The organism is Arthrobacter sp. V1I9 (assembly GCF_030817075.1).
GTDB lineage: Bacteria > Actinomycetota > Actinomycetes > Actinomycetales > Micrococcaceae > Arthrobacter.
In genome coordinates this window covers 650,845-667,250 of the sequence record NZ_JAUSYU010000001.1, presented here as the reverse complement: position 1 = coordinate 667,250, position 16,406 = coordinate 650,845, and the positions used below count along the sequence as shown (strand labels likewise).

Below are 16,406 nucleotides of genomic sequence, written 5' to 3'. Positions count from 1 at the left end.
CAGATGACCCACGCCAGCGGCGGGCCGCGCCCCCAGGCCGGCCCGCCGTCGTCCGCTGCCCCCGTTGCCGAGCACCCGCCGCATGTTCCCGCGCGGGCCGACGGCGTCCAACTCATCGGCCGGGCGGAGGGGTCGGGCTACCGCGAGGCGCCTTTCCTGGTCCGCCGCGCGGACGGCCAGACCCTCCAGCTAACGCCACTGCTCTACCTGGTGCTGGAGGCAGTGGACGGGCAGCGGAGCCTGGAGGAGATCGCGCAGCATGCCAGCGCGGGTTCCGGAAGGCTCGTCAGCGCGGAGAACGTGCGCACGTTGATCAACTCCCAGCTCCTGCCGTTGGGCCTGCTCCGGCTCGCGGACGGGTCCCAGCCGGAGGTCCGGAAGGCTGACCCGCTGCTGGGCATGCGCTTCCGCTACACCGTGACGGATCCGGAGCGCACCCGCAGGATCACCGCACCCTTCACAGCCCTGTTCAACCCGCTGATCGTGGTGGCGGTAACCGCGGCGTTCCTGGCCGCGTGCTGGTGGGTGCTGATGGTGAAGGGGCTGGGCTCGGCCACCCACGAAGCGTTCGAGAACCCTGTCCTGCTCCTGCTGATCTTTGCCATCACCATCATCTCCGCCGGTTTCCACGAGTTCGGCCATGCCGCCGCGGCGCGCAAAGGCGGAGCCACGCCTGGTGCCATGGGCGCCGGACTGTACCTGATCTGGCCGGCGTTCTTCACGGACGTCACCGACTCGTACCGGCTGGGCCGCGGCGGCCGGCTCCGGACAGACTTCGGCGGCCTGTACTTCAACGCGATCGTTGCGGTGGCCATCATGGCGCTGTGGTGGGCCACCGGCTTTGATGCGCTGCTGCTGGTGGTGGTCACGCAGATCCTGCAGATGGTCCGGCAACTGCTCCCCCTGGTCAGGTTCGACGGGTACCACATCCTGGCCGATGCCACCGGCGTTCCCGACCTCTTCCAGCGCATCAAGCCCGTCCTGCTGGGCCTGCTTCCCTGGCGGTGGGGAAGGCCGGAAAACAAGGTCCTCAAACCCTGGGCCCGCGCAGTGGTGACGGTATGGGTGCTGGTCACCGTGCCGTTGCTGCTGGTCAGCCTGGCCCTGATGGTGCTTGCCCTGCCGCGGCTGCTGGCCACGGCATGGAGCAGCGCCGTTAGACAGCAGGGACTGCTCGCCGACAGCCTTTCCGCCGGGGATATTGCCGGGGCCGCCGTGCGCGTCCTGGCCATCCTGGCCGTGGCCCTTCCCATGCTGGGCATGCTCTATATCCTGCTGCGGCTGCTGAGGCAGCTGGTCACCGGGCTCTGGCAGAAGACCCGCGGCAGGTTCCTGCAGCGCACCGCCGCCATGGGCGTTGTCACGGTACTGCTGGGCGGGCTCGCCTGGGCATGGTGGCCCGACGGCGGGACGTACCGTCCGGTGCAGCCTTACGAACGCGGCACGCTGGCGGACGCCACGACGTCGGTCCTTCCGGCTGCGGACACCGTCCTGCGGGAGGGCAGCAGCGGGAGGACCGTGGCGCTGTGGCCCGAAGGTGCCGCCAGGCCAACGCGGGAGAACCCGCAGCTGAGCATGGTGCTGGTGCCGGTGGAGGCCTCGCAGGGCGCCGGACGTGGTTCATCCCCGGCAGCTTCTCCCGACGCTGCCGCCGCTGCCGGCTCCACCGCCCCGTCCTGGGTGTTCCCGTTCGACCGGCCCGCGGCCCCGGAACAGGACGGCAACCAGGCGCTCGCAGTGAACGCCACCGACGGCTCGGTTACCTACAACGTGGCCTTCGCGCTGGTCTGGGCAGAGGACGGCGAACCCGTGGACACCCGGAACGAGGCCTACGCCTTTGCCAGCTGCACCGGCTGCGCCGCCGTGGCGGTGGGCTTCCAGGTGGTCCTCATCGTGGGGCAGGCGGATGTTGTGGTCCCGGAAAACCTCTCGGCAGCCGCCAACTACAACTGCGTCGAATGCCTCACCTATGCACTGGCCAGCCAACTCGTCCTGACGCTGGACGGCCCGCTGAGCGAAGCCGGCATGGAGCAACTGACGGCGCTCTGGGCCGAAATCGCAGAGTACGGCCGGAACATACAGAATGTACCGCTCTCGGAAATCCAGGCCCGGCTGGCCGCGTACAAGGAACAGATCACAGCCATCATCAAGGCCGACCCGAGCGCCACAGAAGCCGCGGCAACGCCCCTGCCCGCCGCAACGAACACCGCCCCGCCTCCAACTGCGCCGGCCGGAGCACCCAGCGGAGCGCCCACCGGGACCGGGGTTTCCGGGGATACCCCTGCGACGGAGCCCGCAGCACCCGCTCCCGCAGGGGCCGGGGCCGCAACCGCCCCGGCGACGCAGCCCGCCCCCGTTGGGGCACCGGCGTCGTACGCACCCGTTGAGACGCCGGTCCCAACGGCGGATACTGGGGGCACGGCCCCCGCCGCTGAGCCACTACCCACCGCAAACCCCAGCTAGGAGAGCAGATGTCATTGAGCAAGGGAACGTCCGTGGAATGGAACACGCCGCAGGGCACAACGCACGGCAAGATTGTGGAGAAGAAAACCAGCGACTTCGAGCTGGACGGCCACACGCACCGCGCCAGCAAGGATGAGCCCCAGTACGTGGTGGAGTCGGCGAAGACCGGCGCGCGGGCAGCACACAAGGCCTCCGCCCTGACGGAAAAGAAGTAGCGCGGTGGCCGGCCAGCACGAAGTTGTCATCATCGGCGGCGGCAACGCCGGGATCTCCCTGGCCGCCCGGCTGGAGCGTTACGGCGTCAAGGACGTGGCCCTCATCGAACCACGGGACCACCACTTCTTCCAGCCGCTGTTCTCCCACATCGCCGGGGGCAGGGCCGCAGCCAAGGAAGCCGTCCGGCCGCAGGGACCCCTGATCCCGAAGGGCGTTACGTGGATCCGTGACTCCGCCTCGGGCGTGGACACCGACGCGAACCTGGTCACCCTGGCGTCCGGAGCCGCCGTCGCGTACGGGCAGCTGGTGGTGTGCCCCGGCCTGCAGTACGACTGGGACGATGTGCCCGGCCTTGCCGAAGCCGTATACTCGCCGAGCGGCGCCTCACACTATGAGTTTGAGCTGGCACCGAAGGCCTGGACGCTGCTGAGCGGGCTGACGTCCGGCACCGCCGTGTTCACCATGCCCGCCGGTCCCATCAAGTGCGGCGGCGCGGCCCAGAAACCGATGTACCTCGCCTGCGACTACTGGAGGGAACAGGGGGTACTGGACAAGATCCGCGTGGTGATGGTCCAGCCCTATCCCACCGTGTTCGGGGTGGCGGAGGTGGACCGGGAGCTGGACCGGAAAATCGCGGAGTACGGCATCGAGCTGCGGACCAACAGCGAACTGGTGTCCGTGGATGCTGCCAGCCAGAAGGCCACCATCCGGAACACCGAATCCGGCGCCGAGGAAAACCTGCACTACGACGTCCTCAACGCGGTCCCGCCCCAGTCCGCCCCGGACTGGCTGAAGGCGACAAACCTGCCCGCACCGGATGACACAGGTGGTTTTGTGGAGGTAGACCGGCAGACCCTCCGGCACATCCGGTTCCACAACGTCTGGTCGCTGGGGGACGCCGCCGGGACCACCAACTCCAAGTCCGGCGGCGCCCTGCGCAAGCAGACGAAGGTGCTGGCCCAGAATTTGGTGGCCGCCCGGAAGGGAAAGCCGCTGCCGGCCAAGTACAACGGCTACTCGGTCTGCCCGTTCACGGTTTCGCGCAACACGGTGGTGTTTGCCGAGTTCGATGACCGGTACCGGCCCATGCCCACCATCCCGCGTGTTCCTACGTGGAACGAGAGCAAGCTGTCCTGGGTGGTGGACCGGGACATCTTCCCGCAGGTGTACTGGAACCTGATCCTCAAGGGCCGCGCTTAGCGGCCTTCGCTGCCTGGCCGACGCGCCACTCGTCGGCCAGGACCGCGTAGATCAGCTCGGTGGCCCACTGGCCTTTGTAGTGCCACTTGTCCACGTGCCGCGCCTCCAGTCGCATGCCGAGGCGGCAGCAAAGCTCCGCGGAGGCCGTATTGAGCTCGTCCAGGCGTGCCTCGATCCGGTGCATATACAGCTCCTCGAAGCCTAGCCGAAGCATCGCCGCCGCGGCCTCCGTGCCATAGCCCTTGCCCCTGCCGCCCGGCGCCAAGGTCCAGCCCACTTCGCCCTGCCCGCACCCCGGCAGCCATTTGAGGACCACCTCACCCTGCAGCCCGCCGTCGTCCGCTGCCTCGATGGCCAGCGCCACCCAGTCACCCTCCTTCTCGAAAACGAAGTTGGCGTACCGGCCCACCCGCTCCATCGACTGCGTGTAGGTTTTCGCTGGCCCCGGCAGGAAGCGGGCGGTTTCCGGCAGCGAGTGGTAGGCGTGGAAGGCGTCCAGGTCGCCGCCGTCGAAGCGGCGCAGGATCAGCCGTTCGGTGCGGATCGGCAGGGTGATGTCAGGCATGGACCGAGGCTACGTCATTCCCCATCGACTGCTCCATAGGCGCCGTTTTGACTGACCAAAAGGGCCGTTACGGAGCAGTCGATGAAGATACGACGGCGGCTGTCGCCTCCGCGATGGCCCGTTCCTCATCAGTGGGAACCACCAGGACGGGGATGGCGGACTGAAGCGTGGAAATGACGCGCGGTTCCTTGGATCGCTCGGCGTTCAGGCCGGCGTGGAGTTGTATGCCAAGGGCGCCCAGTTTCTCGGCCACAAGCGCACGGAACTGGTGCGAGTTCTCGCCAATCCCGGCGGTGAACACGAGTGCCTTGGCCCCGCCCACGGCCACGTGGTAGCCGCCGATGTACTTGGCCAGCCGGTACGAGGTGACCTCGAGCGCCGTTGCTGCCTTTGCGTTGCCGGCCTCGGCTGCTTCCACCACCGAACGCATGTCATTGTTGCCGGCCAGGCCCTTCAGCCCGGATTCCCGGTTCAGCATGGTGTCGATGTCCTCCGGCGTCCAGCCGGCCCGGCCCAGGAAGACCAGGATGGAGGGGTCCAGGTCGCCGGAGCGGGTTCCCATCACCAGGCCCTCCAGCGGCGTGAATCCCATGGACGTGTCCACCGAGTGGCCGCCGCGGATTGCCGTGACGGAGGCGCCGTTGCCCAAGTGGGCGATGACGCCGTCGAACTCTTCCACCGCAAGGTCCAGCAGTGCGGCCGCCCGGCGGGTGACGTACTCATGGGACGTGCCGTGGAAGCCGTAGCGGCGTATACCGTGGTTCGTGTAGAGCTCGTCAGGGACGGCGTAGCGCCAGGCGTGTTCGGGAAGGGTGCGGTGGAACGCCGTGTCAAAAACGGCCACCTGCGGCATCTCGGGCCACTTCTTGGTGATCGCGCGGATGCCCAGCACGTTGGCGGGGTTGTGCAGGGGCGCCAGCGGGTTGAGGCGCTCGATGGCACGGGTGATCTCGTTGTCGATCAGCACCGGCTCGGCGAACCGCTCGCCGCCGTGCACCACGCGGTGCCCCACCGCGGCCAATTCCAGGTCGCCGAGTTCCTGGTGGATGGCGGCGTCCACCTGCTCCAGCGCCTCGGCATGGTCCCGCGGGCCTACGATTTCGCCGTCACCGTCACCGCCGTTGCCCTGGCCGATCTTTTCGATCAGTCCCTCCGTGAGCACGCTCCCGGCGGCAACATCGCGCACCTGGTACTTGAGCGAGGACGAGCCGGAATTGATGACGAGCACGAGCATGCGGGCCTCCTGAGCCTGGCTTCTGCAGTTCAAACCACACTATAGGTTGCCCTGGTGCTGCACGGTTTCCTTGCGGATGGGAGCGGGCTGTGCCTAGAGTCGGCGGACAGGCTGGACCACGCCCGAGAGGACATTTCCATGACGAACGAGCCCACTTCGTACGACGAGAGCAACCCCACCGACACGGGATCCGGCAACACCGCTTCGCTCAACGCCCAGGGAGGCGCAGGTTCCGGGACGAAGGACCCCACCGGAGTGGAGGGCGCGAACCCGGCACTGGACGACACCGGCGCCTCCAAGGCCGGCGAAACCGGGGATGCCCCGGAAGCGCCGGAAAACCTGGAAGACCTCGACCTCACCCCGGAGGGCCTGTCCGACGAACCGGCCCAGCAGGAGGATCCGGACAGCCTGGCCAGGCCGGACAGCAGCGACGCCTAACGCCCGGCGGCGGCACTCACCCGGGTGCCGCCGTCGGCTGCGTCCAGTGCCTCCACGGAAAGAAGGACGACGCCGAGATCCCGGACCTTGGTGAGCAGCCCGTGCAGCGCCGCCTGGTCGGCGACGGCTCCGCTGAGCATTGTAGTGCCGTCGGTCTCGTGGGTCAGCGTGAGGTTGCCGAACCAGGCAGACCAGCGCTGGTCGAGGTGCCCGCCGATGCGGATCCCGTACCGGGTGGGGACAGTCATTTCACGGCCTCCGGTGCAGCCGCCGGCCCGACAGTGCCGGACAGCGGCAGGGCGGCCCGTGTGCGCAGCCCGCTCCACAGCGAGTACCCCAGGCCCACCAGGGCCACGCCCGTGGGGAGGGCAAACAGCCGTTCGTTGACCTGGGGCAGCAGCGGAATGGCGAGGGTTGCCACGGATCCGATGGCGAGCAGCGCCGCAGCCCAACGGGCCAGGACTTTTGCACGGAACAGGGCGATGCCGAAGAGAAGTCCGCCGCCCAGGAAGGTGAGTGCTGAGGCGATGTTCAGGACCGGAAAGAGGCCGATGTCGCCGTTCACCTGTTCCCCGAGGACCATGGCAAAGACATCGTTGACGTAGCCGGGGTCGGTGCGGGCGAGCGTTGGAAGGACTACCGCGCCGATGACCTCGACGCTGGTCATGATGAGGTAGCCGGCAGCGAACACGAGGTACCCCACCAGGCCCAGCACTCCGGCCTGCTTCACCTGGCGCAGGTACATACCGGTGATGCCGGCCAGTGACAGCCCGCTCATCAGGACCTTGAGGGTCTGGCGGACCGTGTACTCGGTGGTGGTGGCGAACCCTGCGTCCAGGTGCGGGTGGTTGATCTGGACGCCGATGAACAGCAGGCCCGCCGCGACGGCGGACAGGCCGGCCCAGCGGGTGAGTTTGGTGGTGGTGATGGGCATGTCGGGCTTCCTGTCGGTGGCTGCGGCTCTTGCGGGTTCCGGCTGACGCTGCCGGATAACTCCAAGGTAGGGAGCGGCGGGGTGAGCTGGCATCACCCGATGATGTGACCGGCAGGGTGAACCCCGGGCCGGATTCGGTGGCCCGTTAACAGCAGCGGCTTGGAGCAGCGGCGCTGCAGCAGCCGGCGCTACAGCAGGCCGCGGTCGCGTGCCCGGCTTACTGCCGCCCGCCGGCTGGTCACGCCGAGCTTGGTGAAGATGTGCTTGGTGTGCGTGCGCAGTGTGTTGTGCGAAATAAACAGGGCGCGGGCGATCTCCGGCCCGTTCAGCTCGCTGTCCAGGAGCCGAAGGACCTGCAGTTCGCGTTCGCTCAGGGGGTCAACGTCCGACGGCGGGTGGTCCCGGGAGCCGGCAGGTGCCGTGGGTGGAGGGGCAGCCAGGCCGAACAGCCGCTGGGCACGGGCGGCAGCAACGCCGTCGTGCGTTGCTCCCTGCGCTGCTTCCCGCAGCAGCTCCACCATCAGCGGGCCTTCGTCCAGGAACAGCCGCACGTACCCATCAGGTTCCGGCGCGGCGGCCAGCGCAGCGGCGAGCGCCTCCTGCGCCTGGCGGCGGTTGCCCAGCACCGCGTGTAACAGGGCCCGGAGCATGGCGATCTCCACCACGCTGCCCGCGCGGGCGGCCTGGGTGGCGCCGGCTGCCATCCGGTCCAGCAGGCCAAGGGCATCTTCGACGGCGCCTTCGGCGGCTCCGGCGTCTTCGGTGGCACCGGCGCCCGCCAACTGTTGGGCGATCAGCAGTCGCACCAGGGTGAGGTGGCTGTACTCCTTCAGGTAGCCGCCGTCGCCTGTGACAGTGATGCCATGCTCCCGTGCCCAGCCGGCCGCCTCGGACAGCTTGCCCTGGCGCACCCACATACGGGCTTTCACCGCCGGAACGGGGCGCACGTCCGGGAAGAAGCCCGGCCGGTACAGCTGCTCCGCCTGCTCCAGGTGGCTGATGGCGCCATCCCGGTCATCCTCATCCTGGGCCACCAGCGCCTTCGCCACGAACCACCGGTAGCGGCTTTCGGTCATCGGCCCCCGTTCGACAAACACCGCCGCTGCATCGAGGTGCCGCCTGGCCTCGTTTCCGTTTCCGGACTGCCTGCTGATCTCGCTGAGGGCCACGTGCAACTCGGCGCCCGCCCGCAGCATGGAGCCGCCCCGGCGGTTGGCCTGCTGCAGCGCGTTCTCGCAGAGCCGGCGCGCCTCCCCCGGCCGGCCTGCCGCAAGCCACATGTCCGCGAGGATCACCGTGCTGCTGAACTCGTCCAGCAGGTTGCCGGCGGCGTGCAGGCTTGCGACCGCCTGCGTAAATGTCCCCAGGGCTCCCTGCACGTCACCGTCCGCCCAGGCGGCAAGCCCCAGGAAGCCCGCCGCGGCACCACGCGCCAGGTGGTCCTCCGGGCGGGCAAGGTCGAGTGCTTGCCGGGCATAGGCCGCCGTGCCCTCGGCATCTCCCCGCGCCTGCGCAAGGGAGGCGCGGTAGGTGGCTATGGTGGCCGGCAGCGTCCTGATCTCCTGGTTCCCGGGCCCGGGAACGGATCCGGCAGGCGCCGCCCCCTCCGTGAGTCCGCGCTCTGCGGTGGAAAGCCACGGCTCCACCCCGGCGAGGTCCCCGGAGGCCATGAGCATTGCCCCAAAAAAGACGCTCAGCACCGGGCTGCGCCGAATGGCGGCCTCGGGCAGTGCCCTGAGCCAGCCGAACAACACGGCGTCCTGGCGGTTGCGCCGGAGCCCGGGCACAGCGAGCTCCACCAGCTGTGCCGCGCGGTCAAAGTCCTGTCCGGCGAGGGCGTGCCGGACGGCGTCGGCTTCGTGGCCATGGGCCTCGTACCACCCGCTCGCGCGCTGATGCAGGGGTGGAATCTGCCCTGGCTCCTCGCTGAACAGACGCCCCCTCAGCACGTCGGCAAAGAGGTGGTGGTAGCGGTACCACTCCCGCTGGTCATCCAGTGGGATGACAAACAGGTTGGCGCGCTCCAGGTTGACGAGCATCGCACTGCCGCCGCCATGACCTGTCACGGCATCGCAGAGCGGCCCGGTAAGCCTGTCGAGGATCGCTGTGTGCTGCAGGAAACTGCGGACGTCGTCCGGCTGGTGCTCCAGCACCTCGTCCACCAGGTAGTCCACGACGTACCGGTCGTCCCCGGCGAAGCGTTCAACAAAGCCGGCAGCGTCTGCCCGGTCCCGGAGCGAGAGCGCAGCGAGCTGAAGTGCCGCGATCCATCCCTCGGTCCGCTGTTCCAGCGTGGAAACCTGCGCCGCGGCCAGTTCCAGCCCTGCCACGTCGTTGAGGTAGGCCGCCGCCTCCTCAGGAGTGAACCTCAGGTCTGCGGCGCGGATTTCCACCAGGCCCCTCTTCACCCGCCAGCGGGACAGGGGCAGGGCAGGGTCGGAGCGGGTGCTCACCACAACATGGACGTGCTGCGGCAGGTGCTCCAGGAAGTAGGTCATCCCGGCGCCCGTCTCCGGGTTGTCCACCGTGTGGTAGTCGTCCAGTACCAGCCAGACGTCGTGGGGCACGGCCGAGAGGTCGTTCACCAGGGCGGTGAGGACAAGCTCGGTGGCCAGGGGCGGGGAAGCGAGAAGCTCCAAGGCGGTCCGCCCCACACCGGGCACAGCGGCTTGGAGTGACGTTGCGACGTAACCCCACAATGCGGCCGGTTCGCTCTCTCCCGCGTCCAGGGAAAGCCAGGCAACGGAGCGGTCATTGCCGGCTGTAGTGGCAATCCAGTCGGCAAGGAGGGCTGTCTTCCCGAATCCTGCCGGAGCGGACACGAGTGTCAGGCCGGAATCGGCGCCGGTGCGCAGCTTTTCCCGCAGCCTCGGCCGGGCCACAAAACTTCGCCGCGGCGCGGGGACGTACAGCTTCGTGGCGAGGAATGGACGGTCCATGTGATCACCCTAGGCGACGACGGCACCGAAGCCTGCTGCCGCCTTCGTCCGTCCTCCCTGAGCCTTGCGGTGACGGGGAGCGTCAGGCCTGCGCCTGGATGGCGGTGATGGCCACGGTGTTCACGATGTCCTCCACGGTGCAGCCGCGGGAGAGGTCGTTGACCGGCTTCCGCAGCCCCTGCAGGACCGGCCCGACGGCGACTGCACCGGAGCTCTGCTGCACCGCCTTGTACGTGTTGTTGCCGGTGTTGAGGTCCGGGAAGATGAACACGGTGGCCTGCCCGGCCACAGAAGAGCCCGGCATTTTGGACTCGGCGATCGAGGCGTCCACGGCGGCGTCGTACTGGATGGGGCCCTCGACGGCGAGGTCCGGGCGGCGCTGGCGCACCAGCTCGGTGGCCTGCCGCACCTCGTCCACGGCCTCCCCCGAGCCCGAGCCGCCGGTGGAGTAGGACAGCATGGCCACCCGCGGCTCCACGCCGAACTGGGCAGCGGTCTCGGCGGAGGCGAGCGCGATGTCCGCCAGCTGTTCCACGTTGGGGTCCGGGTTCACTGCGCAGTCGCCGTAGACCAGCACCCGGTCCGGCATCAGCATCAGGAACACCGAGGACACGATTTTCACGCCCTCGCGGGTCTTCACGAACTCGAGCGCCGGCCGGATGGTGTGGGCGGTGGTGTGGGCGGCGCCGGATACCATCCCGTCCACCACGCCGAGCTGGACCATCATGGTGCCGAAGTAGCTGACGTCCTGCATGATCTCCAGGGCTTTGGGCACGTCAACACCCTTGTGCGCCCGCAGCTCCGCGTACTGCTCGGCGAACTTCTGCCGCAGGTCCGAAGTGGCGGGATCCACGATGTTTATCCCGGAGAGATCGATGCCGCGGGTGGCAGCAAGCTCGCGGATGTCCGTTTCCGGTCCGAGGACGGTCAGGTCGCAGACGTCGCGGCGGTACAGGATTTCCGCGGCGCGGAGGATCCGTACATCTGTCCCTTCGGGGAGGACCACGTGGCGGCGCTGGCCGCGGGCCCGCTCGATGAGGTCGTGCAGGAAGCGGAGCGGAGTCATCCGTTCAGCCCGCGGCAGGTGCAGCCGCTCCACCAGCTCGGCCTCATCCACGGTGCGGGACCAGAGTCCAAGGGCCGAGGCCACCTTGCGGCGGTGCCCGGACCAGATCTCGCTCCGGACCTCGGAGACGCGGCGGGCAGTGGTGTAGGTGTCGTCCGTGGCGGCAAACACCGGGAACGGCGCCTGCGCCAGGAGCGGGTAGATGTTGGCGTCCGGTGCCAGCCCGCCGGTGAGGATGAGCGCTGAAGCCACGGGAAACTCTGGCGAGAAGGAGGATGCCAGGCACGCGACCATCACGTCGGCGCGATCCCCGGGCACAATCACCAGGGCGCCCTCGTCCAGCACGTTCAGGAAGTTGCCCACGTTCATGGCCGCCACCTTGATGTCCCTCACGTCCCGCTCCATGTCCGCCCGGCCCGCAATCTGCCGCACCCCCAGCGCCGCAGCCACTTCGCCGGTGGTGGGGCGGGCAATCTCTTCCAGCTCGGGCAGGACATACACGGGGCGCTTGGAGGCGCCGGGCTTCACGGCGGCGGAGATTGCCTCGACGTCCTCCGGATCCGCGCGGTTCACCATGATGGCAAGCAGGGCACACTTCTCGGCAGCGAGCTCCTTGCGGGCAACCTCGACATCGGCTGCCGCCTCCGCCACGGTCCGCCCCTTGGCGCCCACCACGGCCACCACGGGGGCGGCCAGGTTGTTGGCCAGGCGGGCGTTGAGGTCAAATTCGACGGCGGCGTCCTGGCCGGTCAGGTCCGTGCCCTCCACAATCACCACGTCGCAGTGGCGGGAAATGTCGGCGAAGATCTCCACACAGCGGGAATCAATCTCCTCGCGATTTCCTTCGGCGAGCAGGGAACGGACCTCCTCGTGGGTGAGGCCGCCGCGGCACCGCTCATCCTCCAGGGCGAACCTCGACTTCATCAGCGCCACCATGGGATCATCTTTGGCCGTGGGCCCGGTGACTACGGGTTTGAAAAAGCCGATCCTGTCCGCGTGGCGGTGCAGGGTGTCCGCCAAACCCAGGGCCACAAGGGACTTGCCCGATCCGGGAGTGGTTGCGCTGACGTAGATGCTTTTGGCCATGGTCCGCCCTTTTGCTGGTCTGCTGGTGCCGGTCCTCCATCCTTGCACTTCCCGCTCCGCGAGATGGCACTTCGCGGCAATGTCCGGCCGCGGGACTGCCGTGAAATGCCATCTGGCGGGAAGTGCATGCCCTTGACACCGGACCCCCTCATGGGATTACCTAATGAACATTCGGTAAATAAAGCTGGAGGCAATGACGCATGGCTGAAACAACAGTGTCCGGGGCCATCCACCCCATCCTGGAAAACGACTACGCCTCCATCTGGATGGGAATCGAAGTCCTCGCCGTCAGCGACGGGCATGCCACCATCCGGATGACCCTCCGCCAGGAAATGCTCAACGGCTTCGGCATGGCGCACGGCGGAATGATCTTCGCCTTCGCGGATTCCGCCTTCGCCATGGCCTGCAACCCGGTCAACCCGGCACCAGGCGAGGAGAACAACATCACCGTAGCCGCCGGCGTCGACATCAACTTCCTCAAGCCCGCCTACCGCGGCCAGGTGATCACCGCCGTCGCCGACCGCCGTTCCAGCGCCGGACGCAGCGGACTGTACGACATCCAGATTTTCGCTGCCGACGCCGACTCCCAGGCCCCGGGCGAACTCATCGCCGAGTTCCGCGGACGCAGCCGGACCATTCCCAAGAAGTAGGACAACCATGACCCTCCACGCCCCCGAAACCCCCACGTCCGCCGGCACCACCGCATCCGACGTCGCACTGGACCGCGAAGAAACCATCTCCCGCGACGAACTCGAGGCGCTGCAGCTCAGCCGCCTGCAGCACACCGTGGCCTACGCCTACGAGCGCGTGCCCCTTTACAAGCGCAAGTTCGACGACGCCGGCATCCACCCCAGCGACCTGCGCGAACTCAGCGACCTGGGCAACTTCCCGTTCACCACCAAGGAGGACCTGCGGGCGGAATACCCGTTCGGCATGTTCGCCGTGCCGCAGAGCGAAGTAGCCCGCGTGCATGCCAGCTCGGGCACCACGGGCCGGCCCACCGTCGTCGGCTACACCAAGCAGGACCTGGCCGACTGGGCCAAGCTTGTGGCGCGCAGCTTCCGCGCCTCCGGCATCCGGCCTGGCATGAAGGTCCACAACGCCTACGGCTATGGGCTGTTCACCGGCGGCCTGGGCGCCCACGCCGGCGCCGAAGCCCTCGGCTGTACGGTTATCCCGATGTCCGGCGGGCAGACCGAACGGCAGATCCAGCTGATCCAGGACTTCCAGCCGGACGCCATCCTGGCCACCCCCACTTACCTGCTGACCATCGCCGACGCCATGGCGCACATGGGCATCGACCCCGCCTCCACCTCCCTGAAGTTCGCGGTGCTGGGCGCGGAGCCGTGGACCCAGGAGATGCGGCACGAACTCGAAGTCACCATGAACATCAAGGCCTGCGACATTTACGGCCTCTCCGAGGTGATGGGCCCGGGCGTGGCCGGTGAGGCTGTGGAGACCCAGGACGGCAGCCACATCTGGGAGGACCACTTCCGCCCCGAAATCATCGACGCCTTCAACCCCGTGGTGGGCAAGGAGAACGTCCTGCGCGACGGCGAACACGGCGAGCTCGTCTTCACGTCCCTGACCAAGGAAGCGCTGCCCATCATCCGGTACCGCACCAAGGACCTCACCCGGCTCCTGCCCGGCACGGCCCGCCCCGCGCACCGCCGGATGGGCCGCATCACCGGCCGCAGCGATGACATGATCATCCTGCGCGGCGTAAACCTCTTCCCGTCCCAGATCGAGGAAATCGCCCTTCGGATCCCCGAGCTCAGCCCGCACTTCCAGCTCGAGCTCACCCGCCCCGAAGGCCAGCGGATGGACCAGCTGACCGTCCGGATCGAACGCCGGGACGCTGTGACCTCCGAGCAGAGCACGACGGCGGCGCGCACCTTGAAGGAGCAGATCAAGATCCACGTGGGTTCTTCGTGCTCGGTGGACGTGGTGGAGCCAGGCTCGCTCGAACGGTCCAACGGCAAGTTGCGCCGGATCTACGACCTGCGGCCGAAGGGCTAGCAGCATCAGCCCACGCAGACTGACCGACCGTTCATGAGAAACTAGGCACCATGCCCAGCACCACTGAAACAGCCAGTTCCGCCGCCGGCGCCAAGCGCGGCCGGCCCGGATACGACCAGCAGTCGGTGCTGCGCATCGCCGTCGACGTCTTCAACCGGCACGGCTACGACGCAACATCCATGGGCATCCTGGCGGACAACCTGGGCATTTCCAAGTCCGCCATCTACCACCACGTGCCGTCCAAGGGCGACCTCCTCAAGCTCGCCCTGGACCACGCGCTCGGCGGCCTCGAAGCCATCCTGGAAGCGCCTGAGGCCACCTCCGGCGCAGCGGATGCCCGGCTCGAGTTCGTGCTCCGGCAGACCGTGGCCGTGCTGGTGGACCGCCTGCCGTTCGTCACGCTGCTCCTGCGGCTGCGGGGCAATACCGAGATTGAACGGAACGCCCTGGAACGGCGCCGCACCTTTGACCACAAGGTGGCCGGGCTGATCTCCAACGCCGGCGACGAGGGCTCGCTCCGCCAGGACATTGACCCCCGGACCGTCACCCGGCTCCTCTTTGGCATGATCAACTCGATTGTGGAGTGGTACAAGCCCGGCGGCTCCCTCTCGCCTGAGAGGCTTGCCGACGACGTCATCACCATGGCGTTCGACGGGCTTCACTCCCAGCCCTAAGCCCATCCCGGAACGAGAATACTAAGTGTGCTTGGTATTTCTGTTGCTCCCCGGCTACGGTGGTAGGACCAGCCAGCATCCGCAGGAGGTCGACCATGAGCACCACCATCAGCCCGGGCTTTTGCCGTCCGCTCCGTGCGCAGGCAGCAGCAGGCGTGGTGCTGGCGGTGTGCCTGGCCCTCACAGGTTGCACCGGCTCGCCCACTCCACCGGTGCCGGGCGAAACCACCGCGTCGACCAACGGCAACGCGTCGCCGGGCGCCACTGGTTCACCCGGCGCCGGCAACTCCGCTCCGGCGCCTGACGCGGGCGGCGGCATCCCCGATCTGGTGGCGAACCTTTCCCCGTCCGTGGTGACCATCTTCACCAAAGGCGGCGGGCTGGGAAGCGGCGTGGTCTATTCGGAGGACGGCCTCATCCTCACCAACGAGCATGTGATCAGGGGGAACACCACGGTGGAGGTGGGCTTCGCCGACGGCCAGCGGGTGGCAGGGACAGTACGGGCCACCGATCCCGTCACGGACCTTGCCCTGGTCCAGGCCAAACGCACCGGCCTGCCCAAGCCCGCATACCAGACCACCCTGCCCCGCGTGGGTGAGGGTGCGCTGGTATTGGGGTCACCGCTGGGGTTCGAGAATACTGCCACTGCCGGCATCATTTCCGGACTCCACCGCTCCATCCCTGGTTCCGCCTCCAACAGCCTCTCCCTGGTGGACCTGATCCAGACTGACGCGCCCATCAGCCCCGGCAACTCCGGGGGTGCGGTCATCAACATGAGGGGCGAGATCATCGGCATCAGCGAGGCGTACATCCCGCCGTCTGCCGGAGCCGTCTCGCTGGGCTTCGCCATACCTGCCGCAACCGCAGTGGAGGTGGCAGAGGAACTGCTGGCGGACGGCACCGCCGAGCACGCCTACCTGGGCCTCACGCCGTCCCAGCTGACACCGCAGATCGCGGACCAATTGGGCATCGACACGACCACCGGCGTCGTAGTTTTGTCCGTTGACGAGGACGGCCCCGCCGGACGTGCAGGAATCCGCCCCGGCGATGTGCTGGAGTCCATGGAAGGGGTGGAGCTCAACGCACCGGAGAAGCTCCTTACTGAACTCCGGAACCGCAACCCCGGCGATACCGTCGGCTTCAAAGTCCGGCGGGATAACCAGACGCTGGACATCAAAGCGGACCTCACGGACCGGCCAACCCAGTAGTACCCGAGAGAAAGGTTAGACAATGAGCCCCAAGGAAGAACCGAACGCCGGATTCATCACGCCGGATCCCTCCAAAGTCCGCGAGGACATCCCCGGCGACGCCGGAGACGAGGCCAACGCGATCCGCTTCAGCGAGGAGCAGGCACTGATCGAAGAACAGGCCAAGGGCATCCGCCCGGACACCTACAGCGTTCCCGCCGGCGGCCCCACCATGGACGAAGCCCGCGGCAACATGGACCTCTCAGACCAGACCGGGGCAGCGCCGTCGGACGACAGCAGCGACGACGGGCTGCACAACGGCGCCGAATCCTGACACGTTCCGTCACTAATGGCGGTAGGCGCGTCCCGGTTTTCCGGGGCGCGC

At 68.0% G+C, this 16,406-nt stretch carries 15 protein-coding genes; 9 read left to right on the top strand and 6 right to left on the bottom strand.

The window, feature by feature from the left end; translation table 11 throughout:
* Nucleotides 1-3: 3 nt before the first annotated feature.
* The 3 genes from QFZ70_RS03135 to QFZ70_RS03125 are packed head-to-tail and all read left to right on the top strand — an operon-like array spanning nt 4 to nt 3,879.
* The gene (locus QFZ70_RS03135; RefSeq protein WP_307094055.1) at nt 4-2,463 is read left to right on the top strand and encodes a hypothetical protein; all 2,460 of its coding nucleotides are present in this window, start codon (nt 4-6) and stop codon (nt 2,461-2,463) included.
* 8 nt (nt 2,464-2,471) lie between these two features.
* Nucleotides 2,472-2,678 carry a DUF2945 domain-containing protein gene (locus QFZ70_RS03130; protein WP_104045016.1) on the top strand — a complete coding sequence of 69 codons (207 nt, stop codon included), beginning with the start codon at nt 2,472-2,474 and terminating at the stop codon, nt 2,676-2,678.
* 4 nt (nt 2,679-2,682) lie between these two features.
* Entirely contained in the window at nt 2,683-3,879 is a 1,197-nt protein-coding gene (locus QFZ70_RS03125; protein ID WP_307094054.1) for an NAD(P)/FAD-dependent oxidoreductase, read from the top strand.
* Here the strand turns inward: QFZ70_RS03125 and QFZ70_RS03120 are convergent.
* Nucleotides 3,863-4,444 (bottom strand): GNAT family N-acetyltransferase, encoded by a 582-nt coding sequence (locus tag QFZ70_RS03120; protein WP_307094053.1) that lies wholly within the window; start codon nt 4,442-4,444, stop codon nt 3,863-3,865. The two genes, QFZ70_RS03125 and QFZ70_RS03120, sit on opposite strands and share 17 nt — an antisense overlap.
* A 67-nt stretch (nt 4,445-4,511) precedes the next feature.
* Nucleotides 4,512-5,678, bottom strand: coding sequence for an acetate kinase (locus QFZ70_RS03115; RefSeq protein WP_307094052.1), 1,167 nt, complete (start codon nt 5,676-5,678; stop codon nt 4,512-4,514).
* 138 nt (nt 5,679-5,816) lie between these two features.
* Between QFZ70_RS03115 and QFZ70_RS03110 the strand changes: the two genes are divergently transcribed.
* A complete protein-coding gene (locus tag QFZ70_RS03110; RefSeq protein ID WP_307094051.1) occupies nt 5,817-6,116 on the top strand; it encodes a hypothetical protein in 300 nt (99 codons plus the stop codon).
* On the opposite strand, the gene QFZ70_RS03105 is transcribed toward QFZ70_RS03110, so the two are convergent.
* The 4 genes from QFZ70_RS03105 to pta all read right to left on the bottom strand — a co-directional run bounded on the left by QFZ70_RS03105 (nt 6,113) and on the right by pta (nt 12,141).
* Entirely contained in the window at nt 6,113-6,364 is a 252-nt protein-coding gene (locus QFZ70_RS03105) for a hypothetical protein (RefSeq protein ID WP_307094050.1), read from the bottom strand. The two genes, QFZ70_RS03110 and QFZ70_RS03105, sit on opposite strands and share 4 nt — an antisense overlap.
* A complete protein-coding gene (locus tag QFZ70_RS03100) occupies nt 6,361-7,050 on the bottom strand; it encodes a hypothetical protein (RefSeq protein ID WP_307094049.1) in 690 nt (229 codons plus the stop codon). The genes QFZ70_RS03105 and QFZ70_RS03100 overlap by 4 nt, the downstream gene beginning before the upstream one ends.
* A gap of 188 nt (nt 7,051-7,238) precedes the next feature.
* The gene (locus QFZ70_RS03095; RefSeq protein ID WP_307094048.1) at nt 7,239-9,989 is read right to left on the bottom strand and encodes a LuxR C-terminal-related transcriptional regulator; all 2,751 of its coding nucleotides are present in this window, start codon (nt 9,987-9,989) and stop codon (nt 7,239-7,241) included.
* 82 nt (nt 9,990-10,071) lie between these two features.
* Complete coding sequence (gene pta / locus QFZ70_RS03090; protein ID WP_307094047.1) at nt 10,072-12,141, bottom strand: phosphate acetyltransferase; 2,070 nt, start codon at nt 12,139-12,141, stop codon at nt 10,072-10,074.
* 200 nt (nt 12,142-12,341) lie between these two features.
* Here pta and QFZ70_RS03085 point away from each other — a divergent pair, with 200 nt between their 5' ends.
* The 5 genes from QFZ70_RS03085 to QFZ70_RS03065 all read left to right on the top strand — a co-directional run bounded on the left by QFZ70_RS03085 (nt 12,342) and on the right by QFZ70_RS03065 (nt 16,355).
* Nucleotides 12,342-12,791 (top strand): hotdog fold thioesterase, encoded by a 450-nt coding sequence (locus tag QFZ70_RS03085; RefSeq protein WP_307094046.1) that lies wholly within the window; start codon nt 12,342-12,344, stop codon nt 12,789-12,791.
* 7 nt (nt 12,792-12,798) lie between these two features.
* The gene (gene paaK / locus QFZ70_RS03080; RefSeq protein WP_307094045.1) at nt 12,799-14,160 is read left to right on the top strand and encodes a phenylacetate--CoA ligase PaaK; all 1,362 of its coding nucleotides are present in this window, start codon (nt 12,799-12,801) and stop codon (nt 14,158-14,160) included.
* Between the two features lie 50 nt (nt 14,161-14,210).
* Complete coding sequence (locus QFZ70_RS03075) at nt 14,211-14,834, top strand: TetR/AcrR family transcriptional regulator (RefSeq protein ID WP_307094044.1); 624 nt, start codon at nt 14,211-14,213, stop codon at nt 14,832-14,834.
* A gap of 95 nt (nt 14,835-14,929) precedes the next feature.
* Nucleotides 14,930-16,042 carry a S1C family serine protease gene (locus QFZ70_RS03070; RefSeq protein ID WP_307094043.1) on the top strand — a complete coding sequence of 371 codons (1,113 nt, stop codon included), beginning with the start codon at nt 14,930-14,932 and terminating at the stop codon, nt 16,040-16,042.
* A 22-nt stretch (nt 16,043-16,064) separates the two neighbouring features.
* Nucleotides 16,065-16,355, top strand: a complete 291-nt coding sequence (locus QFZ70_RS03065) for a hypothetical protein (protein WP_307094042.1) — start codon at nt 16,065-16,067, stop codon at nt 16,353-16,355.
* The last annotated feature ends 51 nt before the right edge of the window (nt 16,356-16,406 follow it).

Excerpts from the sequence above, each read along its gene's own strand:
- QFZ70_RS03130 (WP_104045016.1), top strand. The coding sequence starts at position 2,472 with ATGTCATTGAGCAAGGGAACGTCCGTGGAATGGAACACGCCGCAGGGC.
- QFZ70_RS03105 (WP_307094050.1), bottom strand. The coding sequence starts at position 6,364 with ATGACTGTCCCCACCCGGTACGGGATCCGCATCGGCGGGCACCTCGAC.
- QFZ70_RS03075 (WP_307094044.1), top strand. The coding sequence starts at position 14,211 with ATGCCCAGCACCACTGAAACAGCCAGTTCCGCCGCCGGCGCCAAGCGC.
- QFZ70_RS03110 (WP_307094051.1), top strand. The coding sequence starts at position 5,817 with ATGACGAACGAGCCCACTTCGTACGACGAGAGCAACCCCACCGACACG.
- QFZ70_RS03095 (WP_307094048.1), bottom strand. The coding sequence starts at position 9,989 with ATGGACCGTCCATTCCTCGCCACGAAGCTGTACGTCCCCGCGCCGCGG.
- QFZ70_RS03070 (WP_307094043.1), top strand. The coding sequence starts at position 14,930 with ATGAGCACCACCATCAGCCCGGGCTTTTGCCGTCCGCTCCGTGCGCAG.
- QFZ70_RS03100 (WP_307094049.1), bottom strand. The coding sequence starts at position 7,050 with ATGCCCATCACCACCACCAAACTCACCCGCTGGGCCGGCCTGTCCGCC.
- pta (WP_307094047.1), bottom strand. The coding sequence starts at position 12,141 with ATGGCCAAAAGCATCTACGTCAGCGCAACCACTCCCGGATCGGGCAAG.
- QFZ70_RS03065 (WP_307094042.1), top strand. The coding sequence starts at position 16,065 with ATGAGCCCCAAGGAAGAACCGAACGCCGGATTCATCACGCCGGATCCC.
- QFZ70_RS03135 (WP_307094055.1), top strand. The coding sequence starts at position 4 with ATGACCCACGCCAGCGGCGGGCCGCGCCCCCAGGCCGGCCCGCCGTCG.
- QFZ70_RS03085 (WP_307094046.1), top strand. The coding sequence starts at position 12,342 with ATGGCTGAAACAACAGTGTCCGGGGCCATCCACCCCATCCTGGAAAAC.
- paaK (WP_307094045.1), top strand. The coding sequence starts at position 12,799 with ATGACCCTCCACGCCCCCGAAACCCCCACGTCCGCCGGCACCACCGCA.
- QFZ70_RS03115 (WP_307094052.1), bottom strand. The coding sequence starts at position 5,678 with ATGCTCGTGCTCGTCATCAATTCCGGCTCGTCCTCGCTCAAGTACCAG.
- QFZ70_RS03120 (WP_307094053.1), bottom strand. The coding sequence starts at position 4,444 with ATGCCTGACATCACCCTGCCGATCCGCACCGAACGGCTGATCCTGCGC.